18 protein-coding genes and 1 other RNA gene are annotated in these 18306 nt (G+C 56.3%); 7 read left to right on the plus strand and 12 right to left on the minus strand.

Features of this window, described 5'->3' with window-relative positions; translation table 11 throughout:
* Window positions 1-42 precede the first annotated feature (42 nt).
* Together MWU39_RS10680 and MWU39_RS10685 are read right to left on the minus strand one after the other, a co-directional pair.
* Window positions 43-1179, minus strand: a complete 1137-nt coding sequence (locus MWU39_RS10680) for a hypothetical protein (protein ID WP_247159974.1) — start codon at window positions 1177-1179, stop codon at window positions 43-45.
* Window positions 1176-2585: a glycosyl transferase family protein gene (locus MWU39_RS10685; protein ID WP_247159975.1), complete on the minus strand. Its 1410-nt coding sequence runs from the start codon at window positions 2583-2585 to the stop codon at window positions 1176-1178. The genes MWU39_RS10680 and MWU39_RS10685 overlap by 4 nt, the downstream gene beginning before the upstream one ends.
* Window positions 2586-2673: 88 nt before the next feature.
* Between MWU39_RS10685 and nhaA the strand changes: the two genes are divergently transcribed.
* Window positions 2674-3930 (plus strand): Na+/H+ antiporter NhaA, encoded by a 1257-nt coding sequence (nhaA, locus tag MWU39_RS10690; RefSeq protein WP_247159976.1) that lies wholly within the window; start codon window positions 2674-2676, stop codon window positions 3928-3930.
* A 50-nt stretch (window positions 3931-3980) separates the two neighbouring features.
* On the opposite strand, the gene MWU39_RS10695 is transcribed toward nhaA, so the two are convergent.
* Window positions 3981-4418 (minus strand): VOC family protein, encoded by a 438-nt coding sequence (locus tag MWU39_RS10695; protein WP_247159977.1) that lies wholly within the window; start codon window positions 4416-4418, stop codon window positions 3981-3983.
* 214 nt (window positions 4419-4632) lie between these two features.
* On the opposite strand from MWU39_RS10695, the gene MWU39_RS10700 reads away from it, so the two are divergent.
* On the plus strand, window positions 4633-5283 hold the full coding sequence (locus MWU39_RS10700) for an SIMPL domain-containing protein (RefSeq protein ID WP_247160363.1): 651 nt from the start codon (window positions 4633-4635) through the stop codon (window positions 5281-5283).
* A 102-nt stretch (window positions 5284-5385) separates the two neighbouring features.
* Here the strand turns inward: MWU39_RS10700 and MWU39_RS10705 are convergent, their stop codons facing one another.
* Window positions 5386-6309 (minus strand): TorF family putative porin, encoded by a 924-nt coding sequence (locus tag MWU39_RS10705; protein ID WP_247159978.1) that lies wholly within the window; start codon window positions 6307-6309, stop codon window positions 5386-5388.
* Window positions 6310-6621: 312 nt separating this feature from the next.
* On the opposite strand from MWU39_RS10705, the gene MWU39_RS10710 reads away from it, so the two are divergent.
* Window positions 6622-7425, plus strand: coding sequence for a metallophosphoesterase (locus MWU39_RS10710; protein ID WP_247159979.1), 804 nt, complete (start codon window positions 6622-6624; stop codon window positions 7423-7425).
* Window positions 7426-7524: 99 nt separating this feature from the next.
* A complete protein-coding gene (locus tag MWU39_RS10715) occupies window positions 7525-9009 on the plus strand; it encodes an FMN-binding glutamate synthase family protein (RefSeq protein ID WP_247159981.1) in 1485 nt (494 codons plus the stop codon).
* Here the strand turns inward: MWU39_RS10715 and MWU39_RS10720 are convergent.
* The 6 genes from MWU39_RS10720 to MWU39_RS14595 form a co-directional block, all read right to left on the minus strand.
* Window positions 9006-9794 (minus strand): hypothetical protein, encoded by a 789-nt coding sequence (locus MWU39_RS10720; protein WP_247159982.1) that lies wholly within the window; start codon window positions 9792-9794, stop codon window positions 9006-9008. The genes MWU39_RS10715 and MWU39_RS10720 overlap by 4 nt on opposite strands.
* Window positions 9795-9859: 65 nt before the next feature.
* An RNA gene (gene rnpB, locus MWU39_RS10725) (RNase P RNA component class A) lies at window positions 9860-10273 on the minus strand.
* A gap of 72 nt (window positions 10274-10345) precedes the next feature.
* Window positions 10346-11059, minus strand: coding sequence for an aquaporin Z (gene aqpZ, locus MWU39_RS10730; RefSeq protein ID WP_247159983.1), 714 nt, complete (start codon window positions 11057-11059; stop codon window positions 10346-10348).
* 89 nt (window positions 11060-11148) lie between these two features.
* On the minus strand, window positions 11149-11859 hold the full coding sequence (locus tag MWU39_RS10735) for an N-acetylmuramoyl-L-alanine amidase (protein ID WP_247160364.1): 711 nt from the start codon (window positions 11857-11859) through the stop codon (window positions 11149-11151).
* 5 nt (window positions 11860-11864) lie between these two features.
* Window positions 11865-12518: a histidine phosphotransferase family protein gene (locus tag MWU39_RS10740; RefSeq protein ID WP_247159984.1), complete on the minus strand. Its 654-nt coding sequence runs from the start codon at window positions 12516-12518 to the stop codon at window positions 11865-11867.
* 194 nt (window positions 12519-12712) lie between these two features.
* Window positions 12713-13414, minus strand: a complete 702-nt coding sequence (locus tag MWU39_RS14595) for a Mov34/MPN/PAD-1 family protein (protein ID WP_348646385.1) — start codon at window positions 13412-13414, stop codon at window positions 12713-12715.
* A 51-nt stretch (window positions 13415-13465) separates the two neighbouring features.
* On the opposite strand from MWU39_RS14595, the gene MWU39_RS10755 reads away from it, so the two are divergent.
* Together MWU39_RS10755 and rpoH are read left to right on the plus strand one after the other, a co-directional pair.
* Window positions 13466-14410 carry an RluA family pseudouridine synthase gene (locus tag MWU39_RS10755; protein WP_247159985.1) on the plus strand — a complete coding sequence of 315 codons (945 nt, stop codon included), beginning with the start codon at window positions 13466-13468 and terminating at the stop codon, window positions 14408-14410.
* Window positions 14411-14540: 130 nt separating this feature from the next.
* Window positions 14541-15443 (plus strand): RNA polymerase sigma factor RpoH, encoded by a 903-nt coding sequence (gene rpoH / locus MWU39_RS10760; RefSeq protein WP_218404438.1) that lies wholly within the window; start codon window positions 14541-14543, stop codon window positions 15441-15443.
* 69 nt (window positions 15444-15512) lie between these two features.
* On the opposite strand, the gene MWU39_RS10765 is transcribed toward rpoH, so the two are convergent.
* Both MWU39_RS10765 and MWU39_RS10770 read right to left on the minus strand, forming a co-directional pair.
* A complete protein-coding gene (locus MWU39_RS10765) occupies window positions 15513-16847 on the minus strand; it encodes an amidohydrolase (protein WP_247159986.1) in 1335 nt (444 codons plus the stop codon).
* 77 nt (window positions 16848-16924) lie between these two features.
* Window positions 16925-17551: a hypothetical protein gene (locus MWU39_RS10770; RefSeq protein WP_247159987.1), complete on the minus strand. Its 627-nt coding sequence runs from the start codon at window positions 17549-17551 to the stop codon at window positions 16925-16927.
* 81 nt (window positions 17552-17632) lie between these two features.
* On the opposite strand from MWU39_RS10770, the gene mtgA reads away from it, so the two are divergent.
* Window positions 17633-18304: a monofunctional biosynthetic peptidoglycan transglycosylase gene (gene mtgA / locus MWU39_RS10775; protein WP_247159988.1), complete on the plus strand. Its 672-nt coding sequence runs from the start codon at window positions 17633-17635 to the stop codon at window positions 18302-18304.
* Window positions 18305-18306 lie beyond the last annotated feature (2 nt).

The following is an 18306-nucleotide window of genomic DNA, read 5'->3' on the forward strand; positions in this document are numbered from 1 at the left end:
AGACACAGCTTGGCTGTGTTCCCCGTCAATAAGGCCAGCCAATCAAAAACGCGTCGATAGCGTTGCCGCAATGCCTGATCCAGGCGACGCATCCCCGCCAACACGTTCACGCCAATCGACTGCGAGGCGTGCAGGGACATCTCCAACCGTCAGGTCGAGACGCATTGTCGGACCGGCATCAACCCGGCTCGCATCGATCTGTGCGCCTCCCCAAGCAGCTGCACCTAGGCTGAGGCGCGCACTGGTGTTTGAAGGGCCACCAAAACTCGCAATTTCCCGGGTGATGGCGGCCTGACCATCAACGAAAGCAGTCGCACCTGCGCCGCCGACATAGCCTGCCCCGCCATATGCTTCGAGCTTGAAATCAGCGGGCAAGACCTGCGGTGCAAGCTCGGTTGTCGCCAAAACTGACGGGCGGATATTGGTCGCAAATCGGGTCTCGGTGACGCGCAACTCAGCGCCGACCCGTACTGGGATGGAGCCGAGTGGCTTGGCCGATGCCCCGACCGCGAACTCGGTTTCTCCATTTGCGATCATCGCGCGGTATGCGCGCGCATAGATGCGCGGATCGTGCTGTGAAGACGGTGCAACCCGGTATTGCAGGTTCGCACCAATCTGACTGGCCCCATAAATCGGCACCCGACCTTGCGAAACGGCGGTAGAACCGGAGCCCTGACGCCAAAAACCCCATGCATCGAAACTCAACCGGTCAAGATTTTTCGGATCACCCTCTGGCTGGGACAGAGGAGTAACCCCTCGAAGCCGCATGGGTCGATCACGCATGTAAGACGCATTTTGGGTATAAGGTAACCGGGACCGCATAGTGTGCGACCACAGCACTTGATGTTGAAAGGTCGTTAGCGGGCGATCTTTGTCAAACGGAACCGTCGTCGCAGTCGTTAAGACTGAAAAGAGCGGACTCATGCCTTTTTTCGGAAAGGTCTGACCTGCGCGAGAGCGAGTATCCGCATTGGCAACGGCTGTGATGGCATTTGGACTGTCCGTCTGAGTGGGTGATCCTGCATTTTCTGCAATTAGCGTTTCTGCGCCGGCAAGCTCTAAAAGCGTTGGAAACGGGTTCTCCCATGTCATAACCCTGGCGCTGCCCCAAACCGCCAATACCAGCACGAGCATGGCAATCGGCCCGCCGCGCCTCGTGGTGCCACCAAAGGCGTTCATTGCGAACCTGATCCGGCTGGAACCATCCGAGCTGGGTGCGTGGTATGCGGTGTCTTGTCCCATACGATTGCGCTGCCCATCAGGGTTTTAGCATAGGCAAAGACAGCACGACGCCCTGCCATAATTGATACTATGTTGGTCAACGGAATGCGTAGAATCGCGCGAAAACCCTCACCAATCCCGAATTCACGAGCGGTGAAGGCAAACCGAAACGTCGCACGCCAAACGAATGCGACAAAATTGGCGATAAGGAGCCATTTCAAGGCAGGCGAAAGAACCACCGGTTCACCATACCCCATACTTATGGCTCCCCAGCCGAGCGCGGTAAGAACAATCAAGGCATAGCCCAGCAACAGCACAAAGGCTGTCATAGGTCCGCGACGATCCCGGGCACGCATCCATGTCTCGATCAGGCCATTGCCCCATCCAATCCGGTCCCACCCCTGCAACGCGATGCCGTGTACCCAGCGGGTTTTTTGTCGGACAATTTCATCTAGCCTTGCAGGAAAATATGCTCGGGTCGCGATCAAAAGCCCATCATTTCCGCGCGCCCTGACAAAGGAACATTTGCCGCCTGACTGAGCCACCGCAAGGCCGAGTTCATAGTCTTCCGTAAGGGAGTCTTCGCGGAAAGGCTTTGCACCTGCACGCCGAGCGGCAAGTCCATGCAATGCTGCCCGCGAAACGGCACAACCGACGCCCGCAGCTGGGAGGCCAGCACCAAGAGCATCGCGCACGACCATGGCTTTCCCATGCGCTTCGGCAAATTCCTCGCAATAGTGGCTGCCTAGCCAACGGCTCTGGGCTTGAGGCAACGCTTCGACAGGCAGTTGCGCAAAATCGGCACCTTCAAAGATGGCTTGATCAAGAAGCACCAATCCGGCCGGGTCGACGAGATCTTCGGCATCGTGAAACACTGTCATCGAAAATGGCACGCCGATGCGTCGTTCGTCGTCGCACATCGCCTCATAGAGCCTGTTGAGACAATCCGCCTTGGTGCTTGGTCCGGCTTGACTGTGAATGACGATCCTCAGGCGGGCGTCACCTTGCGCAGCAGCCATCGCGGCGCTGATCGTGGCTGCATCGTTCTTGTAACAACCGATATACAGACGGAGGTTTGATTGCGGCCAACCCGATAGCGCGTGACGAATCGTGTCCCCAATAACGCTGGCTTCATGCCAAGCCGGGATGAATATAGCGGCAGGACCATGCAATTCGCTTATTTGAGTTGCGCCGCGATCCACTGTTCTGGTGTTCGCTCTGCCCGTTAGTTTCAACCATACCCAAACAAGGTCGACGGCAAGGTCATCTGCCGCGCCAATCAGAAAGAAGACACCAGCAAACAACAACATTTCGTGCTGGACCAATGCCAACCATTGCCAAACGTCAAACCCAAGAAACGTCAAGGCGACCCCCACCCCAGATAGAAAAAGAGACTAACGCGCCCTGATTGCCCTTGCAACCAGTTCAAGTTTCTCAAATAGAGCGACCAACATGTCAGAAAAAAATTCCACAACCACCCCGCCACTTCGCAGAATTTTTGCTCCGGTACGCGCGCTTTTTGTTGGCGACGCGTCGGCAGGGATATTGCTGATTGTTGTCGCCGCTGCGGCGATGCTTGCAGCAAATTCCGCCTTCGCGAGCGAGTATCGCGACCTGTTCTACGGGGAGTTGTCCTGGACGCCGATCGCAAAACTGAAGGACCTTCACTACTGGATCAATGACGGTCTTATGGCGATTTTCTTCTTCGTCGTCGGTTTGGAAGTGAAACGCGAAATCGTTGCCGGGCAGCTGGCAAATCCTGCAGCAAGGCGTCTGCCAATGCTCGCGGCAGCCGCGGGTATGTTGGTGCCAGCAGGTGTTTACATGGTGGTGACGGGCGGCGGCGTTTACGCTGATGGCTGGGCTATTCCCGCAGCGACCGATATCGCTTTTGCGATGGGTGTTTTGGGGCTGCTAGGCAGCCGAGTACCGGCTTCCCTCAGACTGTTTCTTCTAACCGTCGCCATCGTCGATGATATTGGCGCGGTGGTTGTGATTGCCTTGTTCTACACGCAATCGCTTTATCCTGAATGGCTCTTGGCTGCGGTTGTCGTGTTCGGCCTCATGCTTGCGCTGAACCGGATGCGGGTTTCCGTCTTCTGGCCATACATATTGCTTGCGCTAGTGCTTTGGTATTGCGCTCTTAACTCCGGTGTACACGCCACGATTGCAGGCGTGGTCGCCGCGCTAACAATCCCGCTTCACCGCAAAGACGGCAACTCGATGCTCGAACGCCTAGAGCACAGCCTTGCGCCGTGGAGCGCCTATCTTGTCGTGCCAGTGTTCGGATTTGCCAATGCAGGCGTTTCGCTTGCCGGAATGGGGCCAGAAGCGCTTGTTGCAGCATTGCCTTTGGCTGTTGCCGCAGGTCTGGTTGTCGGCAAACAACTCGGGATTTTCACGGTGGTCTGGATCGCCGACAAAACAGGCTTTGCAAAACGCCCCGACGGAGCGAGCTGGCCGGAGATCTGGGGAATCTCGATCCTATGCGGGATCGGGTTCACCATGAGTATCTTTATTGGTGGTCTCGCATTCCCGGACAGGCCCGCTTTCGTTGAAGAAGCCAAAATTGGCATCCTGTTGGGATCGGCGATCTCGGCGGTATTGGGCTATGCTATCCTACGGCTGACGACGACCCACCCTGACGAAGAATGCGATGACCAAGGCGATATGCCGATCGATCCGTATCCAGACGATCCGCTCCGCTAATCAGTAGCACGCTATTGTGGCGGCGCTCCCGCTTGGACGTTGGAAGGCGCTCACCAAGTGCCAGTGTTTTCCATGCTGGCCCATGGCTCCTTGGGTTCCAGATTGCCTTCCTGAAGCAATTCAATCGACACACCATCAGGTGATTTGACGAATGCCATATGTCCATCGCGCGGTGGACGGTGAATGGTATGCCCCGCATCGGCAAGCCGCTGACAGGTATCGTAAATATCATCCACGCGATATGCGAGATGCCCGAAATTGCGCCCGCCATCATAGGCTTCAGGCGCGCTGCCATCTTCAGCCGGCCAGTTATAGGTGAGCTCCACCTCGGCCACACCTTCCTGACCAGGGGCTGCGAGAAAGATCAGCGTAAACCGCCCCGCTTCAACATCGAAGCGCCGTACCTCTTCGAGTCCTATCAACTTGAAGAAGTCGACCGTGGCATCTGGATCGGTGACTCGGATCATTGAGTGGAGATATTTGACCATTTCGGCTCCTGCGGGTTCATCTGGCAGCAATTCAAACTCGGTTCATCGACGCAGTAGCACAACTCATCGCAGGCTTAGCGAAGAGGAGGACACGATGAACGGAGCAGACAAGACTACTCAATCAGACATGGAGGCCAATGCGCCCTCGCGCAAGGGCGGCCTTGGCAGGACTACAACGCGCTGGTTTGGAACCGCCGCAATTGCATCAATCGGCATGGTGCTTGGCGGGTACCTTTTGGGTGATGGACTGTTACGCGCAAAAGAAGCCGAACGGTCGGTAACGGTTCGCGGCTTGGCTGAGCGTGACGTCACCGCTGATCTTGCAACCTGGACGATATCCTATTCGGCCAGCGCCACCGATCTTGGCGAAGCTCAAGGCAAAGTGCGAAGCGACACCAATGCAATTGAGAGCTTTTTCGAAGACCTTGGATTTCCCGAAAACGCACTTCAGCCCACTGGCGCCAATGTTTCAAGCTACACCAATCGCGGCGTCACCACCTATACCGTGCGTCAGCGGCTTTCATTGCGAACAAATGACATCGAGCGGGCGCAACAGGCAGTGGCCCAGCAATTTGATCTGGTGAGCCGCGGAGTCTTCCTCGAAGAAGGGTCTGGCATGAGCTACACCTTCACGGGCCTCAACGACATCAAGCCTGAAATGGTGGCAGAGGCGACGAAGAATGCCCGCGATTCGGCACAACAGTTCGCGCAAGATTCAGGAGCCGGTGTCGGCGCGATCAAGGATGCGACCCAAGGATACTTCTCCATCGAGGCGCGTGACGGTGATGGAGGCGGATGGGGTAAGTCTGACAGCCCTTACAAAAAGGTCCGGGTTGTCACGACAGTCAATTTCAGTCTGGACTAAACGAAAAGACGCGGGACCGTTTCCGATCCCGCGTCTCTTTAGAGGTCCCGCTATTCCGCTTATACGCGGATAGGGCGTTCGCTCCTGCGACTGAGCAACTGTTTAGAAGCTGGCGCTGAGCGTAACGACGAAAGCGTCGTCGGTGAACGTGCCGGTCGGATCAACCAGTACATCGCCTTCGACACCGACATAAGCGGCGCTAAGCGTTGCTGGACCGAATGACACGTCGGCGCTGATCGACCAGTCGATCGCTTCGCTGTCTGTGGTGAAGGTCAAGAAACCATCAGTGTAGCCGACATGGCCGTTCAAAGTGATCGGTGTGTCCGGGATACCCACACTGACGTCTGTATAGAGATACAGGTTGTCTGTACCACCGAGCGAATCCTGATCAGGCGCATAAGCAATGCCCCCGGTTAGCGAAGCTGGGCCAATACCGAAGCTAAGCGAGCCGTAGAATTCGTAATAGTCAAAATCACCGGCACCGGCATCGGGATAGAGGTAGAAGATACCACCGACATCGGCTGAGATTCCGTCGGTCAGATCGCCGCTCCAGCCGCCGTAAAGGTCGAGCTCAATTGATCCGTAGCCGACTGTTTGTTCATCAAGGTTCGATGCCCAAGTGCCAACATACAGACCAGATTCGTGCGAAACATCAAAGCCACCTTGCACCGCAAAGTTGCCGTCTGTCAGCGCGACACCGCGAAAACGATACTCGGTCGCCATCGCGATATTGGCAGAGAATGTTAGCGGGCTTTCTTCATCTTCTTCGCCCTGGATGTTGCTGACTTCGAGCTCATCAATCGGCGCATTTGCGCGATCGAAAGCCGGGGTCAGCACCAAGCCAGCTTCGGTTCCGTCGATCTCTACAGAAGCTGCGAGGAGCTCCGCATTGATTTCAACATCACCGGATTCAATTGAAGTGTTTGCCTCTTCCGAAACTGTGTCAGAGGCGAATGCGGGTGCCGCAGAGAGGAGGAAACCCGCAGAGAGAGTAGCGGCCGAGAGACCGCGGATGGACGTGAGCATTACAACTTCCTTAGTTTTGTTGTTGCCTCGTCCCACCTGCACATTCGCCGGTCATCATTTTAGGCGACGATCTCATCCGAATGCGAAACAATCGTGCACAGAATTGATGCAGTGCACAAGAGAAATTGCGCCACCTCACTATGAGCGGAACAAATGTGTGATTTCTGCATCACTCGGCTTGGCATGCTCACAGAGTTTGCGGTTCGGTGACACGATGGCTATGTCGAACGTCCGTATCGCATTGCTAAAGGTCGCACACTGCCGAACGGTCGCGCGATGCGATCGGGACGTTGCAAATTCAAGAACCAAGTCATGCTGAAAAAGCTTAGCAAAATCTTCACGGCCCGGTCCCGCCCACAGCTTCCCAGCGTACCGGAAGGCACACGCTATTACGTGATTGGCGACATTCACGGCCGGCTCGACCTTTATGCAGCGCTCATCAAAGCGATTGAAGAAGACGACAACGCAAGAGAGCAAGCAGACACGCACATAATCCTGCTGGGAGATCTGGTGGATCGCGGACCGGACAGCGCCGGTGTGATCAAACTGACCCGCAAATGGCAGAAAAAGCGCAATGTGCGCGTGCTCGCCGGCAATCACGAGGAAATGTTTCTGCAGTCGTTCGAGAAGCCGGATATTCTCAGGCATTTCCTGAAGCATGGCGGCCGAGAAACAATTCTGAGTTATGGCATTTCCAAGAAGCAATTCAACGCGATGACATTAGAAGAAATGCACGCAATGCTCCCGAAAATCATCCCGCAGTCAGACCGCGACTATATCGAGGCCTTCGAGGAAATGATCATCGCTGGCGACTATGCGTTCGTGCATGCTGGTGTCGATCCGACACAACCATTGAACGCGCAAAAGCGCAGTGACCTGTTCTGGATCCGCGACCGTTTCCTCAACCACGAAGGCCCGCTCGAAAAGGTCGTGGTGCATGGCCATACAATTTTTGACAGTGTGATGGATTGTGGCAACCGTATCGGGGTCGATACTGGCGCATTCCGTTCTGGCGTACTGACTGCCCTCGTTCTCGAAGGAGAGGACCGGCGGATCATCCAGACCGATGACGGTGGCGACACAATCGAAATTCGCTCCGCTGATAGCACGCGCTAACCTGTTTGATAGTGGACAGCCGCTGAGCGGTTCGCAATGTAACCCGAATGCCGTGGCTGGCGAACCACGGGCTGTAAATACTTTTGGGAGGGAAGCACGATGACTGCCATACTTGATGGGCTAACCAGCCTGTTCATCTTTGTTGTAGGATTGGTGGTTCTTTCCCTGATCGTGCTGTTCTTTATCGATCGCTACCAGACCAATGACACGGTGCGCCGGAACTATCCGGTGATTGGGCGGATGCGGCATATTCTGTCCGAGCTTGGCGAGTTTTTTCGCCAGTACTTCTTTGCGATGGACCGCGAAGAAATGCCGTTTAACCGCGCACAGCGGGATTGGGTCGACGACGCATCAAAGGCCAAATCAACCAATGTCGCTTTTGGCTCTACCCGTAATCTTGATCCGGTTGGCACGCCGATTTTTGTCAATTGCCCTTGGCCCACATTGGAGCGGGATGCCGTCAAAGCGCCGCCAATGCGCATTGGTGAGGGCGCAGCCCGTACCCCGTACGATGCACCTTCGATATTCAACATATCGGGGATGAGCTACGGTTCGCTATCCACGCCGGCGGTACGCGCGCTTTCCAGTGGCGCGGCGAAAGCAGGGTGCTGGATGAACACCGGTGAGGGCGGGCTTTCTCCGTATCACCTTGAAGGTGGCTGCGACATTGTATTTCAGATCGGTACAGCAAAATACGGCGTTCGCGATGACGACGGAAACTTGTCCGACGAAAAGCTTCGCGAAGTGGCCGCTCACGAGAAGGTCCGCATGTTCGAATTGAAGCTCTCGCAGGGCGCAAAGCCAGGCAAAGGCGGCATATTACCTGCCGCCAAGGTCAATGCAGAAATCGCCAAAATCCGCGGTATTCCAGAGGGCGAAGCATCGATCTCTCCGAACCGGCACACGGATATCGGCAGCATCGAAGAGCTGCTCGATATGATCGCCCGCATCCGCGAAGTGACCGGGAAGCCGGTGGGCTTCAAGACGGTCATCGGTGCCTATGGCTGGCTGCAAAATCTATTCGAAGAAATCAACAAACGCGGCCCACAAAGCGCGCCAGATTTTATCACTGTAGATAGCGGCGACGGTGGAACAGGCGCTGCCCCCATGCCTTTGATCGACAATGTCGGCCTCACTCTGCGTGAAGCCCTTCCGATGCTAGTCGATTTGCGCGACGAAGCTGGTCTGAAAGATCGAATCCGGATCGTCGCAAGCGGTAAGCTAGTAACTCCCAGCGAGGTCGCATGGGCGATTTGTGCGGGTGCAGACTTCACCATTTCGGCGCGAGGTTTCATGTTTGCACTTGGCTGTATTCAGGCGATGAAATGCAACAAGAACACCTGCCCAACAGGCATCACCACGCACGACCCGAGCCTTCAGCGCGGCCTCGATCCAGCCAACAAGTCTGTGCGGGTCGCGAATTTTGTGAAGCAAATGCGTAAAGAAGTCGGCGTGATCGCCCATTCGGTCGGCGTTACCAACCCCCGCGGGATGAAGCGATACCACGTGCGCCTCGTTTGTGCTGATGGTCGCTCACGTCCGTTGGATGAGCTATATCCTTCGGCCACCAAGCAGGTGGCTTAGAAGCCAAGCCAATGCTTGCGATTTCTGGTCTTAGACAACCCTAGGAACGCAGCAAGCACGACCAGTATACCTGAACCAATACAGGCCCATGCAATTGCTTCGTTCTCTTGCCCCCCGCGAAAATGGATCGCGGTGAGCGCCCAGCAGAACACCGCAGCATACCACGGGTTACCGCGGCTTCTCACAACGGCAAGCGCAGCAATCACACCGCTGATTGCAACCATGCCTGCGGTAACAAGCGGGAATGTCCCCCCATCTGCGAACCCGTAAAATTTGAGCGTCGCCGACACATTCACGATGCTTGCTGCGGTCAGCCAAGCCGCTAGCGCGCTAAAGACGGGAGCCACCAGCCAGCGCTCCTTCGAGGCGAATTCGTCATGCTGCACCAATGTGCGGAGAACGGCGAGCAAGCCGATCAGAGATACAAATATGATGATCGCTGAAATTGCGGTGAGATTGTTGTAGCCTGTATACGCCGCCCAAATGCCCTGCGCGCCAAGAGCAATCGCTGCGGGCCAGCCAATCCGATCAAGCAACGCATTGCTGCGCTCGGCGGGGAGCGCCTGCCAGATTGCGAATACCGCTGAGCCAAGAAACAGCAATCCCCAGATCGAGAAAGCCCAGCCCGATGGCGTGATCATTGTTCGCACCGAATCCGAGCGATCGCCGATTTGTTCGCCAAATCCCAAGGCTGGCAGGAAAGACGACCCGATCTGGCAGACCACGGCAAGAATGATAACGGCGCGCTGAACAGCGCTGCGATTGGCTGACAATGTTGCTTGCATGGAACTTTAACGGCTGGCGCTGCTCGGCGTTCCAGCAATTGCGGGAAACCTTGGCGAAACGAAATATGTCAGGGGGCTTCATAAGCCGGGTTCTGTATCCGCGCGCGGTATCCCCGAGGGGACCGGCCACGCGGTGGCAGCCATTCATCTAGGCCATCCGTTGCCGAACAGCTCAAGCAGCCAACCCGGACCTCTCGGAGCGAAACACTCCTGCCTAAAAGGCGCGAGACCCCTATTTGGCCTTGCTCCAGGTGGGGTTTACCATGCGGACGCTGTTACCAGAGCCCCGGTGCGCTTTTACCGCACCCTTTCACCCTTGCCTGTGACCGTTAGGTCCATCGGCGGTACACTCTCTGTGGCACTTTCCCTAAATGCCTGCCCAAAAGCAGACACTCGGCGGGCGTTACCCGCCACCTTTGCTTCGTGGAGCCCGGACTTTCCTCGCGGTCTTGCGACCCCGCGACTGCCTCGGCCCCCTGACGGATCTGCGCATACAGAAAGGGCCGGCTTTAGGAAAGCCGGCCCTTCACTCTTGCAATATTTGGCGAAGCTTATTCTTGCCCGCCAATGTTATCGATTGGCTCATCTGGCGAAATCAGTTTCCAAATCACCGCGCCAATGGCTGCGCCAATTAGCGGAGCGACCCAGAACAACCAAAGCTGCGGCACGGCTGCCGTATCGGCGTAAAATGCCACGCTGGTTGAACGCGCCGGATTGACCGACGTGTTCGTCACCGGAATGGAAATCAGGTGGATCAGCGTCAGCGCAAGACCGATTGAAATCGGCGCAAAGCCCGCTGGTGCCTTTGACGATGTCGATCCGAGGATCACGATCAGGAAGCCTGCGGTCAGGACAATCTCAATGATCAAAGCGGCCGTCATGGAAAATCCGCCCGGCGACAATTCGCCGTAGCCGTTGGAGGCAAAGCCGCCTGCTTCAAAGTCGGCCACTCCGCTCGCGACAAGAAACAGAACGCCAGCCGCTGTGAATGACCCAAGCAATTGTGCAACCCAATATGGCACCAATTCGCCCCAGCTAAAGCGTCCACCCAATGCGAGGCCGAGCGAAACTGCCGGGTTAAAGTGCCCTCCGGAGATGCCGCCGACCGCGTAAGCCATGGTCAGAACCGTCAAACCAAATGCCAGCGAAACGCCAACAAAACCGATGCCGAGTTCAGGAAAGGCTGCTGCGAGCACTGCGGAACCGCAGCCTCCAAACACCAGCCAAAATGTGCCGATAAATTCGGCTCCCAGTTTTCTCATCATTTCAGATCCCTCCCATTGTTGATGGTCTTTGTGGCAGCAGAGCATATTTCCCCCATGCCTGCTGAAAACCTTTGTAAACTGCTTTCTCTCTACCGCGCGTCTCCCCGGTCTCGCTCCAACAGCAAATGCCACAGGATAGCGCCCAGTTGCGCGTCATAGCGACCTTCGATCTTGTCAGGTCGCCAGCGCCGCTCGAAAGCCTCGATGGTTTTGCGGCCTTCGGTAATGTCGTATCCATACCGTTCCAGACCGAGGATAAATGCGCCTTCATTATGGAATGGATCGACCTGCTCGATCTTCTCGGGTTTTGGCAAACACAGCCCATATTCCGCCAGCCTGTCCCACGGAAACAGCTCGCCCGGATCAATTTTGCGCAACGGCGCAACATCCGAATGGCCGACGACGTTGGCACGAGGAATGTCGTATTGCTTCACGATCCGCGCGGCTAGCGGCAGCAGCGCTTCGAATTGAACGTCCGCAAATTCGCGATATCCACCCGCATGGCCGGGATGATCAAGTTCAATCCCGATGCTGGCAGAATTAACGTCCTTTGTGCCGCGCCAGAATGACGTACCCGCATGCCATGCACGTTTTTCTTCGGGCACCAGCTGGGTAACCACCCCCTCTTCGCTGATCAAATAATGCGCAGAAACACCGGCTTCCGGATCGGTCAGGCGGTCCAATGCTGTCTCGACCGGTTTCATTTCGGTGTAATGCAACACCAGCATCGTGATGGGAGATGTGCGCTCGTTGTAATTCGGTGAGGGCCTCACCGCATGAACCAGCTCATTGATCTCCATTTCGCTCATCCAATCATGCCTTCAGGCTCTGGGAGAACAGCTCCAAGCACAAGCGCTTCGTCAGTGACCGCATATTGCAGCCCTCCTCCTGTCTCCTCGGCCAGCAACGCGATCATATGCGCCGCTGCTGTCCGGCTGGAGATGTCGGCTTCCGAAAGTTCGCCTTGCAGCGCCTTCCCGATTGTCTCGTCGAATGCGATTTTGGGTCCGGTGGCGCGGGCCACAATCTCAACATTGCCGTCCCGCTTCTCCGCTCCGATGTCCAGCGTTCCGCCGCGTACCAGAGCATCAAGTGCGATCTGGGACAGGTTGAGCATCACTTTTACGGCAGGCTTTGGCAGACTGCTTTCGGCAATAGCCCAGTTCAGTTCCACCCGCTTGGCATCAGAAGCGAGCGCGTTCACAACATCCTGCGCTTCTTCGACTGGCACGTTTTCGCCAAACCCTCCGGCGGCACCGAAAGCAAGACGGAAGAATTTGAGTTTGTCTGTGCTGATCTTGGCGCTTTGTTCAAGCAGCTCGACGCAGCGGGCCCGCATTTCCGGGTCTTGCTCGTCAGCGAGAAGTTCCAGCCCGTTGGCCAACGCCCCAACGGGCGAAAGCATATCGTGGCACAGCCGCGAGCATAGCATGGAAGCAAGATCGGTTTGCGAGGTCATTCAGAAATCTCTTGATCAAATGTGTAGGGGAAAGGTGACACAGAACGCAGTCGCCGAATTCTTGCCGATGATTGATAAGCCATTGTTATTGCTCTGATCCCATCAATTCATTCGGTGCCAAGTGTGACTTTAGCGCTGCGAGGGGTGAATAGAGCAAAAAATCGGCCCGCATGCACCCACTGATTTAGCGGACCCTAGCCGCTTCCAACATCGTAGGAAAGCGCATGAAACCCATCCTTGTCGTCCGCCCAGAACATCACATCGTCATCTGCAACGATTGCCCATATTTTTCCGTCATGCGCGGCCATGGCCTTGTCAGTTTCGGAAGGGGACGGGCTGCCCGTCGGATGCGAGTGGAAATATCCCATAACGCGCAAACCGCCTTCGCGCTCTGATCTGTAGGCGTCGATCAAAGCCTGCGGATCAATCTCGAAATGCGTTTCGGGGCTTGGGTGCACATTGCGCGTCTTGAGAGCCGCAGTGATGCAGTCCCCCTCGCCCAGCAATAATCCGCAGGCCTCGCGCGGATGGGCGGTTTGGGCCGCCGATTGCATCGCTTCAAAGGCATCTGCGACGATAGAAACCCGCTCACCCTGAGCCTGTCGAAGGGTGAATTGCGACTGTGAGCGCGCCAATCGGCTTAACTCATCCCAACGTCGGTCAATCAGTGCTTCTTTCTTCGCCCGGCTCCACCCTTTGATTTGTCTTTCAGCGCGCAACGCTTCATATCGCTCACCAAATTCCTGTGACCAAACGAGGCGCACAGGCCGCCGAGATTTGGTATAACCACCGAGATTGCCGGCGTGATGCTGGGAAATTCTCTGTTCGAGATCATCCGTATGACCGGTGTAATATGACCCATCCGAGCAATGCAGCATATAGGTGTAAAACGGCATGGCCGAACCGTAGCGCAGTTTCGTCCTTCGACAAGCTCAGGACGAACGGACATGGCTGAGATTGCAACCATCACTGGCACAATCACCGTCCCTACCCGCCTCGACAAGGCGCTGGCGGATGCCACCAATCTGTCGCGCGCGCGGGTCCAGGCTCTGATTGCGGAGGGACATGTCGAAGTGGGAGGCACAACCGCCTCATCTCCGTCAGCCAAGGTTAGCGAAGGTGATGAGTTTCTGATCTCGATCCCTGCTGCCATCGAAGCCGAAGCGAAGCCGCAGGACATTCCGTTGAATGTCGTATTCGAAGACGAGCATCTGATCGTGGTCGACAAGCCCGCTGGCATGGTGGTCCATCCAGCGGCGGGCAATCCAGACGGGACTCTCGTCAATGCGCTATTGCATCACTGTGCAGGCCAGTTGTCCGGCATTGGCGGCGTTGCCCGGCCCGGTATTGTGCACCGGATTGACAAGGACACTTCCGGGCTGCTGGTCGTGGCCAAGTCCGATGCTGCGCATGAAGGTCTCGCCGCGCAATTCGCGGACCATTCCATCCATCGCCGGTATCTGGCCGTGGTTGGCGGCCATCCGTCCCCGTCCGAAGGCACGATTGATGAGCGAATCGGTCGAAGCGACGCGAACCGAAAGAAAATGGCTGTGCTCGACAAGAATTCCTCGCGCGGGAAGCATGCGGTTACCCATTATAAGGTTTTAGACCGGATGAATGGGTGCGCTCTGATCGAGTGCCGACTCGAAACCGGTCGCACACATCAGGTGCGCGTTCACTGCGCATCAATTGGTCATGCTTTAATAGGAGATCAGACTTACGGAAAAACACCCAAGGGCTTGAAAACTATGATTTCACAGCTCGGATTTGCCCGTCAGGCACTGCACGCAGCCGAATTGGGCTTTTTGCATCCAATCTCGAACGAATCCGTATCTTATTCGAGTGATGTTCCCATCGATATGAGGGAACTAATCGACCAACTTGGGCGTTGAATTAGATGAATGACATGTAATCCGGTTCAAACCGGCGAAAACACGTCTATATGTAACCATGTGGCCCGAAAAGACGGATGCCCATTAGGGGTCCATCAACAGAGGTCGACGCAAGAAAGGTTAGGGAAAAGTGAGTAAAGCAAGAACGACGGTCCCGTCCCTGAGTGGTGAGCAAGGCCTCAACCGCTATCTGTCGGAGATCAAGAAGTACCCGGTGCTTACGGCTGAGAATGAGTACATGCTCGCCAAGCGTTATTCCGAACATGAAGACCCCGATGCCGCAGCGCAGCTGGTGTCGAGCCACCTGCGGCTCGTGGCCAAGATTGCGATGGGCTATCGCGGTTACGGCCTGCCTGTGTCCGATCTCATTTCCGAAGGGAACGTGGGATTGATGCAGGGCGTCAAGAAATTCGAACCCGATCGCGGTTTCCGCCTCGCGACTTACGCGATGTGGTGGATCAAAGCCTCGATTCAGGAATATATCCTTCGCAGCTGGTCGCTCGTCAAAATGGGCACGACCGCGGCGCAGAAAAAGCTGTTCTTCAACCTTCGCCGGATGAAGAAACAACTCGAAGCTTACGAAGATTCCGATCTGCACCCTGAAGACGTGACGAAAATCGCCACTGATCTGGGCGTGCCAGAGCAGGAAGTCGTCAACATGAACCGCCGGATGATGATGGGCGGCGATGGCTCGCTCAACACGCCGATGCGCAATGGCGAAGACGGCTCTGGTGAATGGCAGGATTGGCTGACCGATGACGGTCCGCTGCAGGATGAGCTTGTCGCAGATGCGCAGGAATCCGAAGTGCGTCACGATATGCTGGTCGAAGCGATGGATTCGCTCAATGACCGCGAAAAGCACATCCTGACAGAGCGCCGCCTGACGGAAAAGCCGCAGACACTCGAAGAATTGTCACAGGTTTACGAAGTCAGCCGCGAACGTATCCGCCAGATCGAAGTGCGCGCCTTTGAAAAGCTGCAAAAGGCAATGCAGCGGATCGCGGGAGACCGCTTGCTGCCGGGAATGGCGTAAGCACCTGCGCGATTTGAAATAATAGAAACCGCCGCAAACCTCCCCGGTTTGCGGCGGTTTTTCTATGGGCTACTCTACCGGCGCCAGATCCATCACCGCTGCGACCATCGCGCGGGTGCCGAGCGTTACGCTTTCACGCGGGGCGATTTTGAACAGCGGAGAATGGTGTGAAGGCACCCGGGGGCCGCCATTGTCCGCTGCTTCGAATGCTTCGGCGGGCGTTCCGCCCACAGCGAAATAGTATCCAGGGACGCCGTATTCTTCCGCGACGAAATAGGCGAAGTCCTCCGCGCCCATGCCACCCTGTTCAAATGGCAGGAAGGTTTCCTCGCCGAGATCACGTTTGATGACATTATTCAGTCTGCGGGCGAGCACCGGATCATTGTTCGTCACCGGCGTGCCTTCGCTCACTTTGACTGTCACCGGCAGATCATCGGGGAGGCCGTGTGTTTTGCCCATATTGATCGCAATCCGCTCAATCGCGGCAAGCAGTTGCGCGCGGGTCTCTTCGTCATTGGCGCGAACGGTCAATTGAAGGTCAGCACGGTCAGAAATGATGTTGTGCTTTGTGCCTGAATGGATCGAACCGACTGTAATAACCGCTGGCGAGAGTGGTCCGACTTCGCGGCTAACAATACTTTGCAGCGCGGTGACGATTTGCGAGGCAATGTAGACTGGATCGCGGCCAGTATGCGGGCTGGCTCCATGAGCACCGATGCCGGGCACCATGATGTCGACCGAGTCCGCGCTGGAATACTGGATGCCCTCAGATGCGGTAATTTTGCCAGTCTCTAGCTGCGAGCCGACATGAAATGCCAGCGCATAGTCTGGCTTACCGAACCGGTCATAGAGCCCGTCTTCGAGCATAGCCTTTGCCCCGCCAACACGCTCTTCAGCGGGCTGAACAACGAACATGATCGTGCCGCTCCACTGGTCCTTCATGGCTGCCAAACGCCGCGCGGTGCCGACCATGGACGTGATATGCACATCATGGCCGCAGGCATGCATGACAGGGTATTCCTTGCCATCTTGGCCAACCTGAGTGGCAGTGGAAGCGTAATCGAGGCCCGATTTCTCTGGCACAGGCAGACCGTCCATATCCGCGCGCAGCAGGATCAGAGGGCCATCGCCATTGCGCATCATGCCAACCACACCCGTGCCGCCGACGCCTTCAGTCACTTCCATCCCGACAGCGCGCAATTCCTGCGCCATGCGGGCTGCGGTTTTGGTTTCCAAGAAGGACAGCTCAGGGTTCTTGTGAAAATGCACAAACAGCGGCGCGAGATAGCTGTCGTAATCTGCCTCAATTGCATCCGACGCGCTGTGATCATCAGCGAAAGCCGGAGCCGATAGTGTCGCGCCAGCCAGAGCTATGGCAGCGGCGGCGTTACGGAAAGTGCGCATTGGTAAGTCCCCTCAAAAGTGCTTTGGCCGCACCCAAGCACGGCATCCAGCCGTCCGCAAGGGAATGCCGATCTGTTCTATGCCGGCAAAGCCTCGATCAATCTGTCGAAGGCACCGACGTCAAAGCGATAACGACTGCGCTTTGCACCGCGCTGCTCAGTTTCCTTCAAAAGATCAGCCATATTGGGAAAGCCAAATCGCACGTGCCCCGGCAATGATCGAGACATCGCTGCGAACCAGTCGATCAGATGCGGTTGCAATGCGAGATGCTGATCAAAATTGCTTCGGCGGCGGGTAACATCGCCCTCTTTTTGTGATCGCACCGCAGCCTCGTCTATGCGCTTTACGAGATAGAGATCAGCAAATCCGAGCCTTTCTTCTGAGATGGCTCTCCGCACTTCCTGCGCCGCAAGCTCAAACCGGTCCGGCCAATCAAAGCCCGCACGCTCCATGCACCACGCATAGTGAATCTTGAGAGGGTCCGTATCGCATATGACAAAACCGTGTTCGCGCTCAATCTGAATGGCCATCTGAAACCGCGCGGCGTTGTTATCCGCCCAAAATTTCGCATGCTCCCGAGCGGGGGCATCGTCTGGTGGGCGCTGCGCTTTCACAGGTATTTCAGGGAGCCACCGGCCTTCGCCAAACTGACTGGCGAAAGTGGTCTTGCCTGCGGCGCTGATCCCTTCTGCAACGATAATCATTTCGGCTGTGTGAGAGGCCGAGTGTGTGCAGTCAATCGTGCAGGCAATTGCGCTGCCAATCTGGGATGCTATCGACCAGTCATGGTCATCAAACTTGCTCGCATCCTTGCCAAAATCATATTGTGGTTCGTCGGCCTAAGCCTGCTGCTTGTGATTGCATTCAAATGGATCCCGGTGCCCGTCACCGCGACGATGTTGATGGATGAGAACGGCATCACGAAAGATTGGGAAAGCCTCGACAATATCGATCCCAACCTGGTCGCTGCCGTGATTGCGGCAGAGGATTCGAAGTTTTGCGAGCATTCAGGTTTTGACACCCAAGCAATCGAAAAAGCGATCAAGAACAACGCGCAGGGCGGGAAAATTCGCGGCGCCTCCACGATCAGCCAACAAACCGCCAAAAACGTCTTTCTATGGCAGGGTGGCGGCTATTTCCGCAAAGGATTGGAGGCATGGTTCACGTTCTGGATCGAAAACATCTGGGGCAAAGAGCGGATTATGGAAGTCTACCTCAATGTCGCGGAAACCGGCATCGGCACATACGGCGCAGAGGCAGGTGCACAGCGATATTTCAATAAGTCCGCCGCGCGTCTTTCCGCCGATGAAGCGAGCCGTATGGCGGTCGCGTTGCCCAGCCCCAAGACGCGCTCTGTCACCAATCCCGGCGGCTGGCTATCGCGGTATGGCAACACAATCGAAGCACGGATGAGGGTCGTGAAGGGTGACGGCCTCGATTCCTGCGTCTACGATTGAAG

Source organism: Erythrobacter sp. F6033 (assembly GCF_023016005.1).
Lineage (GTDB): Bacteria > Pseudomonadota > Alphaproteobacteria > Sphingomonadales > Sphingomonadaceae > Erythrobacter.

Coding starts and splice junctions, on each gene's coding strand:
- MWU39_RS14595 (WP_348646385.1), bottom strand. CDS start 13,414: ATGCCGTTTTACACCTATATGCTGCATTGCTCGGATGGGTCATATTAC.
- MWU39_RS10720 (WP_247159982.1), bottom strand. CDS start 9,794: ATGCAAGCAACATTGTCAGCCAATCGCAGCGCTGTTCAGCGCGCCGTT.
- nhaA (WP_247159976.1), top strand. CDS start 2,674: ATGTCAGAAAAAAATTCCACAACCACCCCGCCACTTCGCAGAATTTTT.
- MWU39_RS10710 (WP_247159979.1), top strand. CDS start 6,622: ATGCTGAAAAAGCTTAGCAAAATCTTCACGGCCCGGTCCCGCCCACAG.
- MWU39_RS10680 (WP_247159974.1), bottom strand. CDS start 1,179: ATGAACGCCTTTGGTGGCACCACGAGGCGCGGCGGGCCGATTGCCATG.
- MWU39_RS10715 (WP_247159981.1), top strand. CDS start 7,525: ATGACTGCCATACTTGATGGGCTAACCAGCCTGTTCATCTTTGTTGTA.
- MWU39_RS10770 (WP_247159987.1), bottom strand. CDS start 17,551: ATGATTATCGTTGCAGAAGGGATCAGCGCCGCAGGCAAGACCACTTTC.
- MWU39_RS10735 (WP_247160364.1), bottom strand. CDS start 11,859: ATGGAGATCAATGAGCTGGTTCATGCGGTGAGGCCCTCACCGAATTAC.
- mtgA (WP_247159988.1), top strand. CDS start 17,633: ATGGTCATCAAACTTGCTCGCATCCTTGCCAAAATCATATTGTGGTTC.
- MWU39_RS10695 (WP_247159977.1), bottom strand. CDS start 4,418: ATGGTCAAATATCTCCACTCAATGATCCGAGTCACCGATCCAGATGCC.
- MWU39_RS10705 (WP_247159978.1), bottom strand. CDS start 6,309: ATGCTCACGTCCATCCGCGGTCTCTCGGCCGCTACTCTCTCTGCGGGT.
- MWU39_RS10740 (WP_247159984.1), bottom strand. CDS start 12,518: ATGACCTCGCAAACCGATCTTGCTTCCATGCTATGCTCGCGGCTGTGC.
- aqpZ (WP_247159983.1), bottom strand. CDS start 11,059: ATGATGAGAAAACTGGGAGCCGAATTTATCGGCACATTTTGGCTGGTG.
- MWU39_RS10755 (WP_247159985.1), top strand. CDS start 13,466: ATGGCTGAGATTGCAACCATCACTGGCACAATCACCGTCCCTACCCGC.
- MWU39_RS10700 (WP_247160363.1), top strand. CDS start 4,633: ATGGTGCTTGGCGGGTACCTTTTGGGTGATGGACTGTTACGCGCAAAA.
- MWU39_RS10765 (WP_247159986.1), bottom strand. CDS start 16,847: ATGCGCACTTTCCGTAACGCCGCCGCTGCCATAGCTCTGGCTGGCGCG.